Origin of the sequence: Microbacterium sp. NPDC089320, assembly GCF_040684875.1 — a bacterium.
Taxonomy (GTDB): Bacteria; Actinomycetota; Actinomycetes; order Actinomycetales; family Microbacteriaceae; genus Microbacterium.
In genome coordinates, this window is record NZ_JBFBGY010000003.1 from 336,883 (window position 1) to 353,062 (window position 16,180).

Below are 16,180 nucleotides of genomic sequence, written 5' to 3' on the forward strand. Positions count from 1 at the left end.
GTCACTCACTGGCGGCGAGGGCGTCCGAGGACGATCGCGACCAGGACTGCGGTCGCGAGCGCGATCATCGCATTAAGTCCGATCGCCGCCTGCAGCCCGGCGAGGAGGCCCACGCCGGCGAGCGCGGCGACGACGGCCGCCATCACGGGCGTGCCCAGCGCGATGCCCACCTGCTGACTCATCGTGACGAGACCGGTCGCCAGGCCCTGCTGGTCGGAGTGGACCCCGCCGGTGGCCGTCACCACGTAGCCGACGATGGCGACGAGATTCGCCACGCCGCCGAGGAAGCTCAGGATCAGGAGCGGAATCGCCCAGGAACGATCGTCGGAGGCGAACACGAGCGGCAGTGTGGCCGCGGCCTGTACGACCGATCCGATCACGATCGCCCGCGATGATCCGACCTTCCCGATGACGCGGGGCGCGAGGAGACCGCCGAGCACCGTGCCCACACCGAGCACCCCCAGCATGAGCCCGGCTGCGATCGGGGTGTAGCGGAGGATCTCCTGCAGGTAGACCGTGAGCAGGAACACGAGGGACGTCTCGGTCGCGAACGCGAGCAGTCCCGCCAGGTTCCCCCAGGCGACCGTCCTCCTCTTCAGCAGAGAGGGCGGGACGAGCGGCTCGGCCGCACGCCGCTCTGCGAGCGCGAACATCACGAAGAAGGCCGCGGAGACGACGAACGGCGCCCAGGTGCCGGGGCTTCCCCAGCCGACGCGCCCCGCCGAATCGATGCCGATGACGAGGGCGAACAGTGCGGCCGTGACGGTGAGCGCGCCGAGGACGTCCAGGCGAGCCCGAGCGACGCGCCGCGGCTCGTGAAGAACGAACGCGCCGACCAGGAGGGCTGCTGCGGCCACCGCGACGTTGACGAAGAACGCCCACCGCCACGACACGCCGCCGGTGAGCAGCCCTCCGAGCACCGCGCCGGACGTGAACCCCGCGGCCATGAGGGCGCCGTTCAGACCGAGTGCCCGGGATCGCGCCCGCCCCTCCGGGAACATGGTGGTCATCAGCGCGAGGGCGGCAGGGGTCACCATGGCCGTCGCGGTGCCCTGACCGACCCGGGCGGCCAACAGCACGCCCGGCGTGGTCGCCAGTCCACCGACGACGGACGCCACCCCCAGCAGGACGAGTCCCGCGAGGAACAGTCGCTTCCGGCCGAGCAGGTCGGCCACTCTCCCGAAGAACAGGGTGAACGACGCGGCGCAGACCGCGAAGGCCGTCACGATCCACTGCAGGGACGCGGTGTCGAAGCCGAGTTCTCGCCCGATCGGGGGCAGCGCGACCGTGAGGATCGAGAAGTCGACGGCGAGGGTGAAGTTCGCCATGAGGAGGACGCCCATGGCGAGTGCCTGCGCGGGAGTGAAGCGATCGCGGGCCTGCGGCAGGGTGGAGAGTGTCGAGTCGGTAGGAGTCACGCTCTTCAGCGTTCGCGATGCACCGCGCGGCAGCCAGTGCCCCCGTGTGACTAGCACTGACAGGGGCAGGCTGGCGGGTCGCGCAGTCGGGGAGAATGGCTCCATGGATCCGCATCCCCCAGTCCTCCGGACGATCGCGAGAGAGCGCCCGGCGCCGGAGCTCGGCGAGTTCCTGCGCTCTCGGCGGGATCGCATCACGCCCGCCGACGTGGGGGTGTCCAGCGTCGGTCGTCGCAGGGTGCCCGGTCTGCGTCGCGAGGAGCTCGCGCGCCTCGCCGGCGTCTCGATGACCTACCTGACACGCCTGGAACAGGGCCAGTCGCAGAACGCTTCCGACGCGGTCATCGACGCTCTTGCTCGTGCGCTCCGCCTCGACGATGACGAGCACGCACACCTCCGAGCACTCGCGCGCCCGAGATCCGCAGCTGCCCGGCGTCCGCGAAAGCAGGAGCAGCCGCATCGAGGCGCCTCGCAGCTGCTGCACGCCATGGGGGTTCCGGCGGTGCTGCTCGGCCGGTTCACCGACATCCTCGACTGGAACAGTGCGGGCCACCTGCTCATGGCCGGCCACCTCGAGTCGGATGCGCCTTCTCGACCGTCGGAACGCCCGAACCACCTACGGATGCTGTTCCTCGACCGCCATACCCGCGACCTGTACGCCGACTGGGCCGAGGAGGCCGCCCTCGCCGTGGCGTCTCTGCGATACGTCGCCGCGCGCTTCGTCGATGACCGACACCTGGCAGAGCTCGTTGGCGACCTGAGTCTCAGCAGTCCCGACTTCGCCCAGCTGTGGGCCGGGCACATGGTCAGGCTCTGCACGAGCGGCAGCAAGCGATTCCGCCATCCGGTCGTCGGAGACGTCACGCTCGGCTACGAGGTGCTGCATCTGCCCGAGGGCGACGGACAGCGCATCCTCGCCTTCAGCGCCGCTCCGGGCAGCGCCGCATCAGCGGCGGTCGAGCTGCTCCAGCCGCGCTGAACCCGCGCGGCGCTCGTGCCGTGCGGACATGCAGGAAGGCCCGGATGCGTGATGCATCCGGGCCTTCCGAAGACGTTGTCTCAGCGGACGACGACTGCGAGCACGTCGCGAGCCGACAGGACGAGGTACTCGTCTGCGCCGAACTTCACCTCGGTGCCGCCGTACTTGCTGTAGAGCACACGGTCGCCCACGGCGACGTCGAGCGGAACGCGGTTGCCGTTGTCATCGATGCGGCCGGGGCCCACGGCCACGACCTCGCCCTCCTGGGGCTTCTCCTTGGCGGTGTCGGGGATGACCAGGCCACTCGCGGTGGTCTGCTCGGCCTCGACCTGCTTGATGACGATGCGGTCCTCGAGCGGCTTGATGGAAACCGACACGGTCTACCTCTTCTTTCTTGACGCTGACAGGAAGACTTTTCGCACTCTCAACCCGAGAGTGCTAATCCAGTCTAGGCGTTCCGCTGGCACTCACGCAATGCGAGTGCCAATGCCGCGAACAGCCCGCCGCCTAAGCTGGAGCAGTGGAGATCTCCGAGCTGCGCGCACTGCTCACCCCCGAGGGCCTGATGGCGCTGGATGAACTCGGCCCGGTCGAGGACGTCGCCGACGTAGCCCGGATCGTCTCCCGGCTGCGCGCGGCCGGCCACTCCCCCGAGCTCGTCTCGGCCGTGGTCGGTCAGGCGCGTCTGCGCACCAGGGCGAAAGTCAAGTTCGGCGACTTCGCAGCCAGGATGCTGTTCACCAGGGCCGGCCTCGAGCAGGCCACGCGACTGGGGGTCGCCGCCCGGCATGCCCAGCGGATGCGGCGTGTCGGCATCACCCGCGTCGCCGATCTCGGCTGCGGCATCGGAGGTGACTCCCTCGCCTTCGCCGGCGCCGGACTCGACGTCCTCGCGGTCGATGCGGACGAGGTGACGGCAGCGATCGCGGCCTACAACCTCGCCCCCCTCGGAGACAGCGCAGTAGTGACGCACGGCACCGCCCAGGAACATGCGCCTGCCTCCGGAGACGAGACCCAGGCGGTCTGGATGGATCCCGCTCGCCGCACAGCCGGCCACAGCGAGACGCGCCGGGTGTCGTCGGACGATTACTCGCCTCCGCTCGACTGGGCCTTCGACGTGGCCACCCGCACATCGACCGGCATCAAGCTCGGTCCGGGCCACGACCGGGATTCGCTTCCCGCGGATGCAGAGGCGCAGTGGGTGAGCGCAGACGGCAGCGTCGTCGAGCTGGTGCTGTGGACGCGGGCGCTCGCCCGCGACGGCGTCCGCCGGTCGGCCCTCGTGATCCGCGGCGAGCGCTCGCATGAGCTCACCGCGGGGGCGGACGCCCCCGATGAACCCGTGCGGGCGCTGGGCGCCTTCGTGCATGAGCCGGACGGCGCAGTGATCCGAGCCCGCCTCATCGGCGACGTCGCACGCAGCCTCGACGCCGGGATGCTCGACGAGCGCATCGCGTACCTCACCTCCGATGCCGCGGTGACGAGTCCGTTCGTGCAGTCCTTCCGGGTGCGCGAGACGATGCCCGCCAACCCGAAGGCGATCAGCGCCGCGCTCAAGGCGAACGACATCGGCACGCTCGAGATCAAGAAGCGCGGTATGGACATCGATCCCGCCGCCTTCCGCAAGAAGCTGACACTGCGGGGTGATCAGACCGCGACGCTGATCCTCACCCGGGTGGGCGACCAGCGCCGAGCGATCCTCGCCGACCGGGTGCCGGCGGTCGGCTGACGTCGGACCGGCGGCCTAGCCGTCGGAACCGTCCGCCGGGATGTCGACCTGGATCGGATCCTGGTTCTCGCCGCCGAGTTCCAGCGTCTCACCCGGCCTCACCGTCTGCACCGCGGCCGACGCCGTGCTGTCTCCCGACACCACCAGATAGGGCATGCCGTTGGGCGTGTACGCGAGACGCACGCTCCACTCGGCGGGCGTGCCGCCGGCCTCGTCCACCGTGGCCCCGCTGACCTCGATGACGTCATCCGACGTCTGGCCGTCGCCCGCAGGACGGCATCCGACGGCCTTGACGGCGTCGACGATCAGGCAGTCCTGGATCTCATCGCTCTCGAGGCGCTGAGCGCGCCAGACCGGGGCGCCGCGGAAGTACCCCACGACGGAGAAGGAGAACTCTTCGAAGCCCTCCTCGACCAGCTGCTCGGCCCGCTCCCTCTCGTCGCCCTGGAACTGCGACAACCAGGAATTCCCATCCGAGCGCCAGCGCTGGATGACCCCGACGACCTCGCCGTTCATGGCCCTCGCCGCGGAGGCCCAGATCTCCTCGACGCCCTCCGCGTCCTCACCGGCGACCGTGACGCTCGCGTTCAGGCCGATGCCGTTCCCGTTGTCGAGATCAGCAGCCCGCTGGCACTGATCCGCAGACTTGCCCGCGACATCGAGTGTCAGGCAGATCGTCTCACCCTCATCCTTCGTCGCGTACCAGACGAGCGCTCCGTCGTCCTGTCCGATCGCACGCAGACTGTCCGGGTCGAATCCACCCTCGGCCTGCAGCTCTGCGCGCCGTTCCTGCTGCGCGGATGTCAGCGCCACGGCATCGCCGGACCGCCCGAAGAGAGCCCAGCCGGCCGCGACACCGATCACGAGCAGAAGCGCGGATGCGAGCGCCGCCGCCTTCCACTGCTCTCTGAAAGCACCGCGAAGGCGTCTGCTCTCGACGGTCGGGCGTTCGTCGGCCGTGCGTTCACCGGTTGTCGAGAGCGGAGCGTCGGACGCGGATCGAGAGCTGTCGCCGGAGGGTGCGTCGTCGGCCGCGGGCAGCCCCTGGGCTGGGACGGGGGCTGCCTCGACGTCGCTCCGACCGTGCATGCCGGAGTCGCCCCGCATCGATTCGAGCTCCGTCAGCCGGGCCGCCTCTGCCTCGGTCATGCCGCCGTCACGCCCGTACGCCTTGATCTGCAGCGCGCGCAGTTCGGCGGAGTCACTCTCCTGCGGCATCGTCGCCCTCCCAGCCCCTCGTCACCGTGAGGTACTGCTGACCGTAGCCGAACTGGTACTCGTAGCGCGTCGTCTCCGCATCGTCGACGACGTCGAGCACGAGCGTGCGATCGGCATCGGCGAGCATGAGACCCTCGTCGCATGCCATCGGCGGGTCGGGCATAGAGCCGTCGTAGACGAGACAGAACCGCTGGGTGGACATGTCGACGCCCGTCCAGATCGGCACACCATCGTCGTAGCCGACGACCGTGATCGTGCGCCGCTCCAATCCGGTCTCCTCGGCGAGCGTGGTCGCTGCGTCAGCCTCCTCGGGGCTCGCGAACATCGACGTGGACTGTGGCGAGGTGATGTAGCTGCGGGTGATGACGGCCGGCTCGCCGCCGTGCGTGAGAAACATCTGCGCTTCGATGTCGTAGGTCTGGTTCTGGCTCACGGGCTTCGTCAGCCTCGCAGTGAGGCCCAGGATCTCCGCCTGCTCCTGCGTCGTGCACGCGGGAGCCGTCGCGTCCTCGTGCCCGAGCACCAGGCACACGTCGGCGCGCTCGTTCTTCGTCGCGAACCAGATCACGACGCCTTCATCCTCGGCCACCGCGCGAACGGAGCCCGGATCGAAGTCGCCCGATGCGACGATCGCGCTCTGCCACTGCTCCTGCTGCGCACTGAGCTGCATCGGGGCGGGTCCGCGGTCGGCGAAGAGAAGCCAGCCGAGCACGAGGCCGATGACGACGAAGACGCCGGTGATCGCGGCCGCCAGGCGCCAGTGCTGTCGCAGCGCAGCGAGCGCCGAGTCATCTCGGGGCGGGCGTGTCACGGGAGGCTCTGCCGGGGACGAGATCTCCTCCCCGGCCCCGACCGCGGCCCCGACCGGCACAGCATCCGACGTCGTCGCCGGTGCGTCCCGCGCGGGCTCGGGTGCACGAGGCTCCGGTCTCGTCGCCTCCGGCGGCGTCGCGACCCGCGTCTTCGCGGATTCCAGCTCACGCAGCCGCGCAGCCTCCGCCGCGTTCAGCGCACCGGCACGGCCATACGCCCGCGCCTGGAGGGTTCGCAGCTCGACGGCTTCGTCCGCGTCGAGCATCGCTATCCGAGTCTCTCGAACTGCATCCCCGCCCACACGAGCCAGCCGAGGCTGTAGACGGTCGCGCACAGCCCGAGCACGAGCGCCCAGCGGGCGATGGCACGGCTCTCGACGGGTCGGCGCAGCGACATGATCGAGGCGATCACGGCGACGACGGCGATCGGGATGCCCCAGCCGACGAAGAACGATGCGACCAGGGCGACGACCGCCGCCATCAGCGCCCAGGGAGCAAGGCGGGTGTCGTCCACGGGCGATGCGGAGGTCGCCGGCTCCCACTCGCTCTCCCGGCCGATGTCCTCGGCGACGGGCCCGCTGACGACCACCGGTTCCACTCCGACCGGCCCCGTCGGGAGCTTCGTGTATCCCTCCCGGCGCGATCCCGGCATACGCGCCGACCCTGCCGGATGCTCGACCTCGCTGCTCGGGCTCTCGATCCTGGCTTCGGGCATGGCCGTGCCGGAGGAAGGCTCACCACCCGCCCGATCCGGACTGCGAGGCACGTCGCTCATCACATCACCGCGACGCGCTCGTCGACCTGGATCTCGGTGACGGGAAGCGTGGAGTCGGCCCCGAATGCCAGCGTCGACGGGCGACGACCCGACGAGATGAGTTCCGCGGCGAGAGCGGCGATCATCGCCCCGTTGTCGGTGCACAGCGACAGCGGAGGGATGCGTACGGTCACGCCGGCCTTCTCGGCCCTTTCGAGGGCGACCTCGCGCAGCCGTCGGTTCGCGATGACCCCTCCGCCCAGCAGGAGGCGAGGCACCCCGAGGTCGGCGCACGCGGCGAGCGCCTTCGTCACCAGCACGTCGACCACGGCCTCGCGGAAGCTCGCGGCGACATCGGCGACAGGCACCGGCACCCCATCTGCCTCGCAGCGTTCGACCCAGCGGGCCACGGCCGTCTTGAGCCCGGAGAACGAGAAGTCGTAGCGGTGCTTCGCGAGATCGGATGCCCGCGACAGCCCCCGCGGGAAGCGGATCGCGTTCGGGTCGCCGTCGAGGGCCGCACGGTCGATCTCCGGTCCGCCGGGATAGGGCAGCGACAGCAGACGCGCGACCTTGTCGAAGGCCTCCCCCGCGGCGTCGTCCATCGTCTCGCCCAGCATCTCGACGTCGGTGGTGAGGTCCCGCACGTGCAGCAGCGACGTGTGCCCGCCGGACACGAGCAGCGCGATGGTCGGATACTCCAGGGGCTCCGAGTCGGGAGTCAGGATGTCGGCGGCGATGTGCCCGACCAGGTGATTGACCGCGTACAGCGGCTTGTCGAGCGACACAGCGAGTCCTTTGGCGGCACCGACCCCGACCATGAGCGCTCCCGCAAGGCCCGGACCACTGGTGACGGCCACGGCGTCGAGGTCGCCGAGCTCCACCCCGGCCTCGGTCAGCGCGACATCGATCGACGGCTGCAGGGCCTCGAGATGCGCGCGGGCGGCGACCTCGGGAACGACTCCGCCGTAGCGGGCGTGCTCGTCCATGCTCGACGCGATGGTGTTCGACAGCAGGGTGCGTCCGCGGACGATACCGATGCCGGTCTCGTCGCAGCTCGTCTCGATGCCCAGCACCAGCGGCTCGGTCATGCGCTCGCCTCCTTCGCGGCATCCGGCGCCGTCTCATCCCGATGCTCGGGTCGTCGATGCTTCAGTGCGAGGCGCATCACGATCGCGTCGACGTCGTCGGGTTGGTAGTAGCGCGGGCGACGACCGATCTCCTCGAACCCCTCGGAGCGGTAGAGCCCCTCGGCGCCCGGGTTGTCGGCGCGCACCTCGAGGAACACCTCGCGGGCTCCGCGTTCTGCCGCGAGATCGAGAAGCGACCGCAGCAGTGCGCGGCCACGCCCGGCGCCTCGGTGCTCGACATCGAACGCGATGGTCTGGATGTCGGCGTCACTCGACCCCTGAAGCGCACGAACTCCGCCGTAGCCGATGATGGCGCCCTCATGCTCGTCGACCAGATACCGGCCGTGCGGGCTCGCGAGCTCGAGCGCCATCGCTTCGGAGCTCCACGCGTCGGTGGGAAAGGAGCGGTGCTCTATGGCCATGATCGCGTCGAGATCTTCGGGCGTCGCCTCACGCACGGTCATGAGCCGACCCTCTTGAGCGCTCCCGGCACGGTGACATCGGGCTGCCGCAGGTACAGCGGCTCGGCACCGGCGAGCGTGCGTCCTGCAGCCACGGCTCTCGCGCCCACGCGCGCGAGGTCGACGCCCGACAGGGTCTCCACGTCGATGCGGCGGATCCCCTGGAGGTGCTCGTCGGCGTCGACGCGGGCCACCAGCACCGTGTCGGCGAGCAGCTGCGGGATGCCGTCGGCATCCGTTCCGTCGAAGACCGTGATGGCGACCTCTCGGCGGCGCGCATCGGTGACGATCGCGAACGGGCCGGTGACGGAGTGCTGCTCGATGGCGGTGAGCGCCGCGGCGAAGTGACTCGGCACGGGGACGACGGGAATGCCGCGCCCCAGGGCGAAGGTGCGTGCCGTCGCGATGCCGATGCGGAGTCCGGTGAAGGGCCCCGGCCCCATGCCCGCCACCACGCGGTCGATCCGGCCCGCGGCGGCCTCGGCGAGGGCACGCACGAGCAGCTCTCCGATGACCTCGGCATGACCGAGCGGATCGGCGGCCGAGGCGTCTGACAGACGGGTGCCGTCATCGTCGATGAGGGCGACGGCGGTGCCCAGGGAGGTGTCGACGGCGAGGATCACCTCTCCAGGGTAGTCGTCGTTCAACCGGTGGTCGCTGAGCGCCCCCCGCGCGTGATCGTCACGTGCCTCGGGGCGTCGGCGTCGAGTTCTGACGGGTCGAGATCGTCGTCACCTCCGACGGGCCGCTCCAGCTCGATGTCCCACCAGGTCTCGGCCAGGTCCTCGGCCATGCCGCGTCCCCACTCGATCACGACGACCGATCGGGCGAGGTCGAGATCGAGGTCGTCGAGCTCCGCTTCCGAACCGAGGCGATACGCGTCGACATGCACGAGTGGCGCGCGTCCGACGAGCGACGGGTGCGTCCGAGCGATCACGAACGTGGGGCTCTGCACGGGACCGCGCACGCCCAGGCCGTCGGCGAGTCCGCGGGTGAACGTGGTCTTGCCGGCGCCGAGCGGGCCGGTGAGGATCAGCAGATCGCCCGCCTCGAGCTGCTCGCCGATGCGGAAGCCGAGCTGCTCCATGGCCTCCGACGTCTCGATCTCGAGGCGTCCCAGGAAGGCCGGGTCCACGCTCATGCCGACCGCCGCGGAACGCGCGCGCCGATGCGCGTGACGATCTCGTAGTCGATGGTCGACGCGGCATTGGCCCACTCCGCCGCGGAGGGGACCCCCAGGGTGGGGTCGCCGAACAGCACGACCTCGTCGCCGATCGACACCGGGGCGTCGCCCACATCGACGACGAACTGATCCATCGCGATCCGGCCGACGTTGGTGTATCGGCGCCCGCCGATCGACACCGGCAGGCGTCCGGATGCGTGACGCGGCACGCCGTCGGCGTAGCCCAGCGGCACGAGCACGAGAGTCGTGTCGCGTGACGTGCGGTGGTCGTATCCGTACGACACCCCGGCTCCGGCCGGCACGCGGCGGACCGCGGCGATCGCGCCACTCAGCGTCATCGCGGGTCGGAGCCCGAGCTCGGCCGACGAGCGGTCCTCGAAGGGCGAGAGGCCGTAGATCCCGATGCCGATGCGCACGGCATCCAGACGCATCTCCGGCAGGTCGATCGCGGCCGCCGTCGCCGCGATGTGTCGGATCTCGGGATGGATGCCGAACGAGGCCGCCGCGGCGACGGCCTCCTCGAACTTCGCCAGTGCCTCTCGGTCGTCCTGCACCGAGGTGTTCGAGAGGTGGCTGAAGAGCCCGACGATGCGCAGCCGCCCGATGCGCTCGAGCCGCGCGGCCTCGGCGAGCACGCGACGCCAATCCGCCGGAGCGATGCCGTTGCGCGACAGCCCCGTCTCGAACTTGAGGTGCACGCCCACCGGGCGGTCCACCGAGGCGACGGCTCCTGCGGCCTCGAGCTGGTCGAACGACGAGATGCCCACCTCGATGTCGTGCGCTGCGGCCTGCTCGAAGCGCTCGCCCGGCGCGTGCAGCCAGGCGACGATCGGAGCCGTGATTCCCTGACGACGGAGGTCGAGAGCCTCGGGGATCTCCGCGACGCCCAGGCGGGTCGCGCCACCCGCGAGGGCGGCGACGGCGGCGGCTGCGGCCCCGTGACCGTAGGCGTTCGCCTTGACGACCGCGATGACCTGCACGCCGGTGAGTCGGCGGAAGTGTCGGACGTTGTCGCTGATGGCATCGAGTTCGATGCGGGCTTCGCGGAACGGAACGGTCACAGCGGCTCTCCTTCGGCGACCACGAATGCGGCGGCGAGCCCCGCGTCGTGGGTGAGGGTCAGATGCAGTCGGGTGATCCCGCGCTCTGCGACGACGTCTGCCGTGGAGCCGGAGAGCACGAAATGCGGGCGACCGGATGCCTCCGACGCGATCTCGATCTCGATCCAGTGCACGCCGTCGGAGCCGCCCAGCGTCTTGATCAGCGCCTCCTTCGCGGCGTAGCGCGCCGCGAGCGACGGCAGCCGGAGGCCCCGCTCCGCCGGCGCGAACAGCCGCTGAAGAAGCCGCGGCGTTCGCTCCATCGTGCGCTCGAACCGCGGGATGTCCACGAGGTCGATGCCGGTCCCGATGATCACCAGTTCAGCCTAGTCGCGGCATCCCGAGTCGGTCGGCGGAACGGTTGGCTGATCATCCCCCTTCGTCCCCTTCGTCATCCCCCTTTGTCGTCCCCCCCTTTGTCGTCCCCCTTTGTCGTCCGAATGCATGCTCAGATCACAAAGGCATGCTCGATTCCCTAATACCGACCTGCATCCGTCGTACGAGCATGCACGTGTGCGGTTGACTTCGCCTGCACAGCGTTCTGACATCGGCGTGAGTTCACAGCGCGCGGGTCTCCGTGATGCAGCTGCACCACCGGTGTCGGATGCTCGGAGGATGATCGAGCCGGCAGACCTCCTCCACACTCTCGGCGGGATCGCGCGCGGGAGGAACCTGCAACAGTTCGGATCGACCCGCGGTCAGCTCGCGGTTGCGGCACGCTCGGGCTCGATCAGCCGGGTCCGTCAGGGTGTGTACGCGCTCCCGACGACGGATCCGAAGGTGATCACCGCGGCAGCGCACGGCGGGGCTCTCACGTGTGCGGATGCGCTCCGCGCGCATGGTGTCTGGGTGCTTCCGAACGCCGATGCCATCGTTCATGTGTGGTTGGGCGGCTCCGGCCGCAGGCACCCGCACGCCCCGTGCGAGTGCCTGCCGCACCACTCTCCCGGCACCGCCGGTCTCGGAGTGGCCCCGGTCCCGGCGGCTCTCGTCCACGCGTACAGGTGTCTGGACGAGGAGGCGTTCTTCGCGGCGTACGAGTCCGCATGGAACAAGCGGCTGATCTCCGCGGACGACCGCAGGAGGATCAGGCGCGAACTACCGAAGGCGGCCCACTGGTTGCTGGATCTCGCTCGCGCCGATGCCGAGAGCGGACTCGAATCCATCCTCCGGCTGAGACTTCACCTTCTCGGCATCCGCCTCGAATGCCAGGTCGTCATCGGCGGCGTCGGCCGCGTGGACTTCGTCGCCGAGCGGCGCGTGATCATCGAGGTCGACGGCAGGCTGAACCACGAGGGTCCCGGGATGCGGCATAAGGATCTCGCGCGGGATGCCGCGGCATCCCGTCTGGGACTCGAGACGCTCCGATTCGACTACGCCATGATCATGCATGACTGGGATGCGGTCGCTCGCTCCGTCGTGGCGGCTATCGCTCGCGCGCGGGGATGATGCGCCGCACAAATGCATGTGCGAAGAACGGATGCATGCCCAGATTGCGCATCTGGGCATGCATCCGTCTTTCTGACCTGCAGGTGTACTGCCGGAGACGACTGTCGCCGGAGGCCTACTCGACGGTGACGGACTTCGCGAGGTTGCGCGGCTGGTCGACGTCGAGGCCCTTGGCGGTGGCGAGCGCCATCGCGAAGATCTGCAGCGGGACGACCGCGAGCAGCGGCTCGAACATCGGGCCTGCCAGCGGGATGCGGATCACCTCGTCGGCGAACGGCAGCACGGCGGCGTCGCCCTCTTCGGCCACGACGATCACACGGGCGCCGCGGGCACGGATCTCCTGGATGTTCGAGACGACCTTGGAGTGCACGAGAGCCGAGTGGCGTGGCGAGGGAACGAGCACGAACACGGGCTGACCCGGCTCGATCAGGGCGATCGGGCCGTGCTTGAGCTCGCCGGCGGCGAAGCCCTCGGCGTGGATGTACGAGATCTCCTTGAGCTTCAGCGCGCCCTCGAGTGCGATCGGGAACCCGACGTGGCGGCCGAGGAACAGCACCGAGCGCGTGTCCGCCATCCAGCCCGCGAGCTGGCTGACGTGCTCCTGCTCGCTCTCGAGGACCTTGGCGATCTTGTCGGGCAGAGCCGAGAGCTCGGCGACGTCGACGGATGCATCCTCGACCGCACCGCGGACGCGGCCCATGTGGAGTCCGAGAAGAAGCAGCGCCGTGATCTGGGCGGAGAACGCCTTGGTCGAGGCCACCGCGACCTCGGGGCCGGCGTGCGTGTAGACCACGGCATCCGACTCGCGAGGAATCGTGGCACCCTGCGTGTTGCAGATCGAGAGCGTGCGCGCACCGCGTTCGCCGGCGTACTTCACGGCCATGAGCGTGTCCATGGTCTCGCCCGACTGGCTGATCGACACCACCAGGGTGTCTTCGCCGATAACCGGGTCGCGGTAGCGGAATTCGTGGGCGAGCTCGACATCGACGGGGATGCGGGCCCACTGCTCGATCGCGTACTTGCCCACCAGGGCCGAGTAGGCAGCCGTGCCGCACGCGGTGATGATGATGCGGTTGATGCCGAGGAACAGCTCGTCGAGTCCGTCGAGCTCGGGGATGACGACCTGACCGTTCTGGATGCGGCCGCGGATGGTGTTGGCGACCGCCTCGGGCTGCTCGGCGACCTCCTTGGCCATGAAGCTGGACCATCCGCCCTTCTCGGCGGCCGCGGCGTCCCACGAGACGTCGAAGGGCTCGGCCTCGACCGGGGTGCCCGCGAAGTCGGTGACGGAGACGGCATCCGGGGTGATCGAGACGATCTGGTCCTGACCGATGGCGAGCGCCTTGCGCGTGTGCTCGATGAATGCGGCGACGTCCGAGCCGAGGAAGTTCTCGCCCTCGCCCAGGCCGATCACGAGCGGCGAGTTGCGGCGAGCGCCGACGACCAGGCCGGGGTGGTCCTCGTGCATCGCCAGCAGCGTGAATGCGCCCTCGAGGCGGTTGACCACGGCGCGGAAGGCGCCCTGCAGGTCACCGCCGTTGGAGCGGTATTCGCGACCGAGCAGCGCAGCCGCCACCTCCGTGTCGGTCTCGCTGCGGAAAGCGACGCCGTCGGCGAGCAGCTCATCGCGCAGCGAGGCGAAGTTCTCGATGATGCCGTTGTGGATCACGGCGAGCTTGTCGTCGTCGGCGAGATGCGGGTGCGCGTTCTCGTCGGTGGGCCCACCATGGGTGGCCCAGCGGGTGTGACCGATACCCGTGTTGCCGTCCGTGAGAGCGGCATCCTGCAGCGAGTCGCGCAGCACCGCGAGCTTGCCCGCCTTCTTGCGCATGCCCAACGAGCCGTCGCCGTCGATGACGGCGACACCCGCGGAGTCATATCCGCGGTACTCGAGACGGGCGAGGCCGGCGAGCAGGATGTCCTGGCTGGGCCGCGGGCCCACGTATCCGACGATTCCACACATGGGGACAAGAATAAGGCGGGGCTTTTGCGAAGGCCCCGAACGAAATAACCGGCCGAGTCAGAGCTTGCGCAGCAGCACGCTCTCGACGCTGTGATCGACGCCCTTGTTGAGCACCAGCCGTGCTCTGTGCTTGGTCGGCATCACGTTCTCGACGAGGTTCGGCATGTTGATCTCGTTCCAGTAGCCGAGCGCCGTGGTGATCGCCTCGTCGTCGGTGAGGTGCGCGAACACGTTGAAGTACGACGACGGATTGGAAAACGCGCCCTCGCGCAGCGCGAGGAAGCGGTCGACGTACCACTTCTCGATGTGCGCGGTGTCGGCGTCGACGAAGATCGAGAAGTCGAAGAGATCGCTGACCGCCACATCGTTGGGGGCGGGCGGCGGCTGCAGCACGTTCAGGCCCTCGACGATGACGACGTCCGGGCGACGCACGACCACGTGAGCGTCGGGCACGATGTCGTAGCGCATGTGCGAATAGAACGGCGCCCGCACCTCTGCCGCGCCGCTCTTCACCTCGGTGAGGAACTCCAGCAGCGCCCGGCGGTCGTAGGACTCCGGGAAGCCCTTGCGATCCATCAGGCCCCTGCGCTCGAGCTCGGCGTTCGAATACAGGAACCCGTCCGTCGTGACGAGCTCGACGCGCGGCGTGCCCGGCCAGCGGCTCATCAGCTCTCGCAGCAGGCGAGCGATCGTCGACTTCCCGACGGCGACCGAACCGGCGACTCCCACCACGAACGGGGTCGTGGAGTCGTCTTCCTGCAGGAACGAGCTGGTCGCTGCGCCCAGGCGCTTTGTCGCCGTCGCGTAGAGGCTGAGCAGCCGGCTCAGCGGCAGGTAGACCTCGCGCACCTCCGCGAGGTCGAGTCGGTCACCGATGCCGCGGAGCTCGACGACCTCGGTCTCGGTGAGCGGCTGGTCGAGGCCCGCCGCCAATCGAGCCCATTCGTCGCGCCCGATCTCTCGATACGGAGACAGCGGCAGCGTGGGGTCGGCGGTGGTCACGGATACATCGTAACGGCGCGCGAGTAGTCTCTTTCCGTGCGCCTGGGAGTACTCGACATCGGTTCCAACACCGTCCACATGCTCGCCGCCGATGTTCGCCCCGGTGGTCGGCCGCTGGCGACCACCAGCGACCGCACGGTCCTGCGTCTGATGCGGTACCTCGACGACGACGGATCGATCACCGAAGAGGGCGTGCGTGCACTCGAGGCAGCGGTGGCTCAGGCACGGCAGGTCGCAGAGGCTGAACAGGTCGACGCGCTGCTCGCCACGGCCACGAGCGCGGTGCGCGATGCCCGCAACGGTGCCGACGTGATCGCGCGCATCGAAGCGGTCCTCGGCCAGCCGCTGCAGGTGCTCGATGGAGAGACCGAGGCCGAGCTCACTTTCCTCGCCGTCCGGCGCTGGTTCGGCTGGTCGGCCGGGCAGCTGCTCCTGCTCGACATCGGAGGCGGATCGCTCGAGATCGCGGCGGGCGGCGATGAACTGCCCGACGCCGCCGCCTCCGTGCCGCTCGGCGCAGGTCGCATGACCGTGCAGTTCCTGCCGCAGGATCCGCCGGGAGAAGACGACGTCGAGCGCCTTCGGGAGCATGCGACCGCGACGTTGGCCCGGGTGCTGCCGCGGTTCACGACGCTCCCGCGGCCCGATCACGTCGTCGGGTCGTCGAAGGCGATCCGCTCCCTCGCGAAGCTCGCGGGCTATCCGGTTCCCGGATGGTCGGGGATCCAGCGGATGGTGCTCCCCCGGGCGTCCCTCGGCTCGTGGATCCCGCGACTCGCTCGACTGCCCGCATCCGCGAGACAGGAGCTGCCGGGGATCACCGCCGACCGCACCTTCCAGATCGTCGCCGCCGCGGTGTCTCTGCACACGGCCATGACCGCGCTCGACATCGATGAGCTCGAGGTGTCGCCGTGGGCGCTGCGCGAAGGGGTGCTGCTGCGTTACATCGAGCAGTTGAACTGGAGCGCGCCGCGCGGCTGAC

The 16,180-nt window shown here is 69.6% G+C and carries 17 protein-coding genes; 4 read left to right on the top strand and 13 right to left on the bottom strand.

Going from position 1 to position 16,180, the window contains the following annotated elements; genetic code table 11:
* Positions 1 to 5 precede the first annotated feature (5 nt).
* The gene (locus tag AB0N61_RS10125; RefSeq protein ID WP_363363663.1) at positions 6 to 1,418 is read right to left on the bottom strand and encodes an MFS transporter; all 1,413 of its coding nucleotides are present in this window, start codon (positions 1,416 to 1,418) and stop codon (positions 6 to 8) included.
* 103 nt (positions 1,419 to 1,521) lie between these two features.
* Here AB0N61_RS10125 and AB0N61_RS10130 point away from each other — a divergent pair, with 103 nt between their 5' ends.
* Positions 1,522 to 2,397, top strand: a complete 876-nt coding sequence (locus AB0N61_RS10130) for a helix-turn-helix transcriptional regulator (protein WP_363363666.1) — start codon at positions 1,522 to 1,524, stop codon at positions 2,395 to 2,397.
* Positions 2,398 to 2,477: 80 nt separating this feature from the next.
* On the opposite strand, the gene groES is transcribed toward AB0N61_RS10130, so the two are convergent.
* Positions 2,478 to 2,774 carry a co-chaperone GroES gene (gene groES, locus AB0N61_RS10135; protein ID WP_039394204.1) on the bottom strand — a complete coding sequence of 99 codons (297 nt, stop codon included), beginning with the start codon at positions 2,772 to 2,774 and terminating at the stop codon, positions 2,478 to 2,480.
* 143 nt (positions 2,775 to 2,917) lie between these two features.
* Between groES and AB0N61_RS10140 the strand changes: the two genes are divergently transcribed.
* Positions 2,918 to 4,126, top strand: a complete 1,209-nt coding sequence (locus AB0N61_RS10140) for a class I SAM-dependent methyltransferase (RefSeq protein WP_363363670.1) — start codon at positions 2,918 to 2,920, stop codon at positions 4,124 to 4,126.
* Between the two features lie 15 nt (positions 4,127 to 4,141).
* On the opposite strand, the gene AB0N61_RS10145 is transcribed toward AB0N61_RS10140, so the two are convergent.
* Genes AB0N61_RS10145 through AB0N61_RS10185 form a run of 9 tightly spaced genes read right to left on the bottom strand, consistent with a single transcriptional unit; the run spans position 4,142 to position 11,101 of the window.
* Positions 4,142 to 5,344, bottom strand: coding sequence for a hypothetical protein (locus tag AB0N61_RS10145; RefSeq protein WP_363363672.1), 1,203 nt, complete (start codon positions 5,342 to 5,344; stop codon positions 4,142 to 4,144).
* A complete protein-coding gene (locus AB0N61_RS10150) occupies positions 5,328 to 6,422 on the bottom strand; it encodes a hypothetical protein (protein WP_363363675.1) in 1,095 nt (364 codons plus the stop codon). Before AB0N61_RS10150 ends, AB0N61_RS10145 begins: the two co-directional genes overlap by 17 nt.
* A gap of 2 nt (positions 6,423 to 6,424) precedes the next feature.
* Positions 6,425 to 6,931, bottom strand: coding sequence for a hypothetical protein (locus AB0N61_RS10155; RefSeq protein WP_363363678.1), 507 nt, complete (start codon positions 6,929 to 6,931; stop codon positions 6,425 to 6,427).
* The gene (gene tsaD, locus AB0N61_RS10160; RefSeq protein WP_363363681.1) at positions 6,931 to 8,001 is read right to left on the bottom strand and encodes a tRNA (adenosine(37)-N6)-threonylcarbamoyltransferase complex transferase subunit TsaD; all 1,071 of its coding nucleotides are present in this window, start codon (positions 7,999 to 8,001) and stop codon (positions 6,931 to 6,933) included. The genes AB0N61_RS10155 and tsaD overlap by 1 nt, the downstream gene beginning before the upstream one ends.
* Positions 7,998 to 8,504: a ribosomal protein S18-alanine N-acetyltransferase gene (gene rimI / locus AB0N61_RS10165; RefSeq protein ID WP_363363684.1), complete on the bottom strand. Its 507-nt coding sequence runs from the start codon at positions 8,502 to 8,504 to the stop codon at positions 7,998 to 8,000. Before rimI ends, tsaD begins: the two co-directional genes overlap by 4 nt.
* The gene (gene tsaB, locus AB0N61_RS10170) at positions 8,501 to 9,124 is read right to left on the bottom strand and encodes a tRNA (adenosine(37)-N6)-threonylcarbamoyltransferase complex dimerization subunit type 1 TsaB (RefSeq protein WP_363363688.1); all 624 of its coding nucleotides are present in this window, start codon (positions 9,122 to 9,124) and stop codon (positions 8,501 to 8,503) included. The genes rimI and tsaB overlap by 4 nt, the downstream gene beginning before the upstream one ends.
* A gap of 20 nt (positions 9,125 to 9,144) precedes the next feature.
* A complete protein-coding gene (gene tsaE / locus AB0N61_RS10175; protein WP_363363691.1) occupies positions 9,145 to 9,642 on the bottom strand; it encodes a tRNA (adenosine(37)-N6)-threonylcarbamoyltransferase complex ATPase subunit type 1 TsaE in 498 nt (165 codons plus the stop codon).
* Entirely contained in the window at positions 9,639 to 10,745 is a 1,107-nt protein-coding gene (gene alr, locus AB0N61_RS10180) for an alanine racemase (RefSeq protein WP_363363694.1), read from the bottom strand. The genes tsaE and alr overlap by 4 nt, the downstream gene beginning before the upstream one ends.
* Positions 10,742 to 11,101: a holo-ACP synthase gene (locus tag AB0N61_RS10185; protein WP_167946056.1), complete on the bottom strand. Its 360-nt coding sequence runs from the start codon at positions 11,099 to 11,101 to the stop codon at positions 10,742 to 10,744. The genes alr and AB0N61_RS10185 overlap by 4 nt, the downstream gene beginning before the upstream one ends.
* Before the next feature lie 298 nt (positions 11,102 to 11,399).
* Between AB0N61_RS10185 and AB0N61_RS10190 the strand changes: the two genes are divergently transcribed.
* Complete coding sequence (locus AB0N61_RS10190) at positions 11,400 to 12,233, top strand: DUF559 domain-containing protein (RefSeq protein ID WP_363363698.1); 834 nt, start codon at positions 11,400 to 11,402, stop codon at positions 12,231 to 12,233.
* Positions 12,234 to 12,348: 115 nt separating this feature from the next.
* Here the strand turns inward: AB0N61_RS10190 and glmS are convergent, their stop codons facing one another.
* Both glmS and coaA read right to left on the bottom strand, forming a co-directional pair.
* Positions 12,349 to 14,196 (bottom strand): glutamine--fructose-6-phosphate transaminase (isomerizing), encoded by a 1,848-nt coding sequence (glmS, locus tag AB0N61_RS10195; RefSeq protein WP_363363701.1) that lies wholly within the window; start codon positions 14,194 to 14,196, stop codon positions 12,349 to 12,351.
* 57 nt (positions 14,197 to 14,253) lie between these two features.
* Entirely contained in the window at positions 14,254 to 15,198 is a 945-nt protein-coding gene (gene coaA, locus AB0N61_RS10200) for a type I pantothenate kinase (RefSeq protein WP_167946052.1), read from the bottom strand.
* 36 nt (positions 15,199 to 15,234) lie between these two features.
* On the opposite strand from coaA, the gene AB0N61_RS10205 reads away from it, so the two are divergent.
* Entirely contained in the window at positions 15,235 to 16,179 is a 945-nt protein-coding gene (locus AB0N61_RS10205) for a Ppx/GppA family phosphatase (protein ID WP_363363706.1), read from the top strand.
* Position 16,180: the final 1 nt, after the last annotated feature.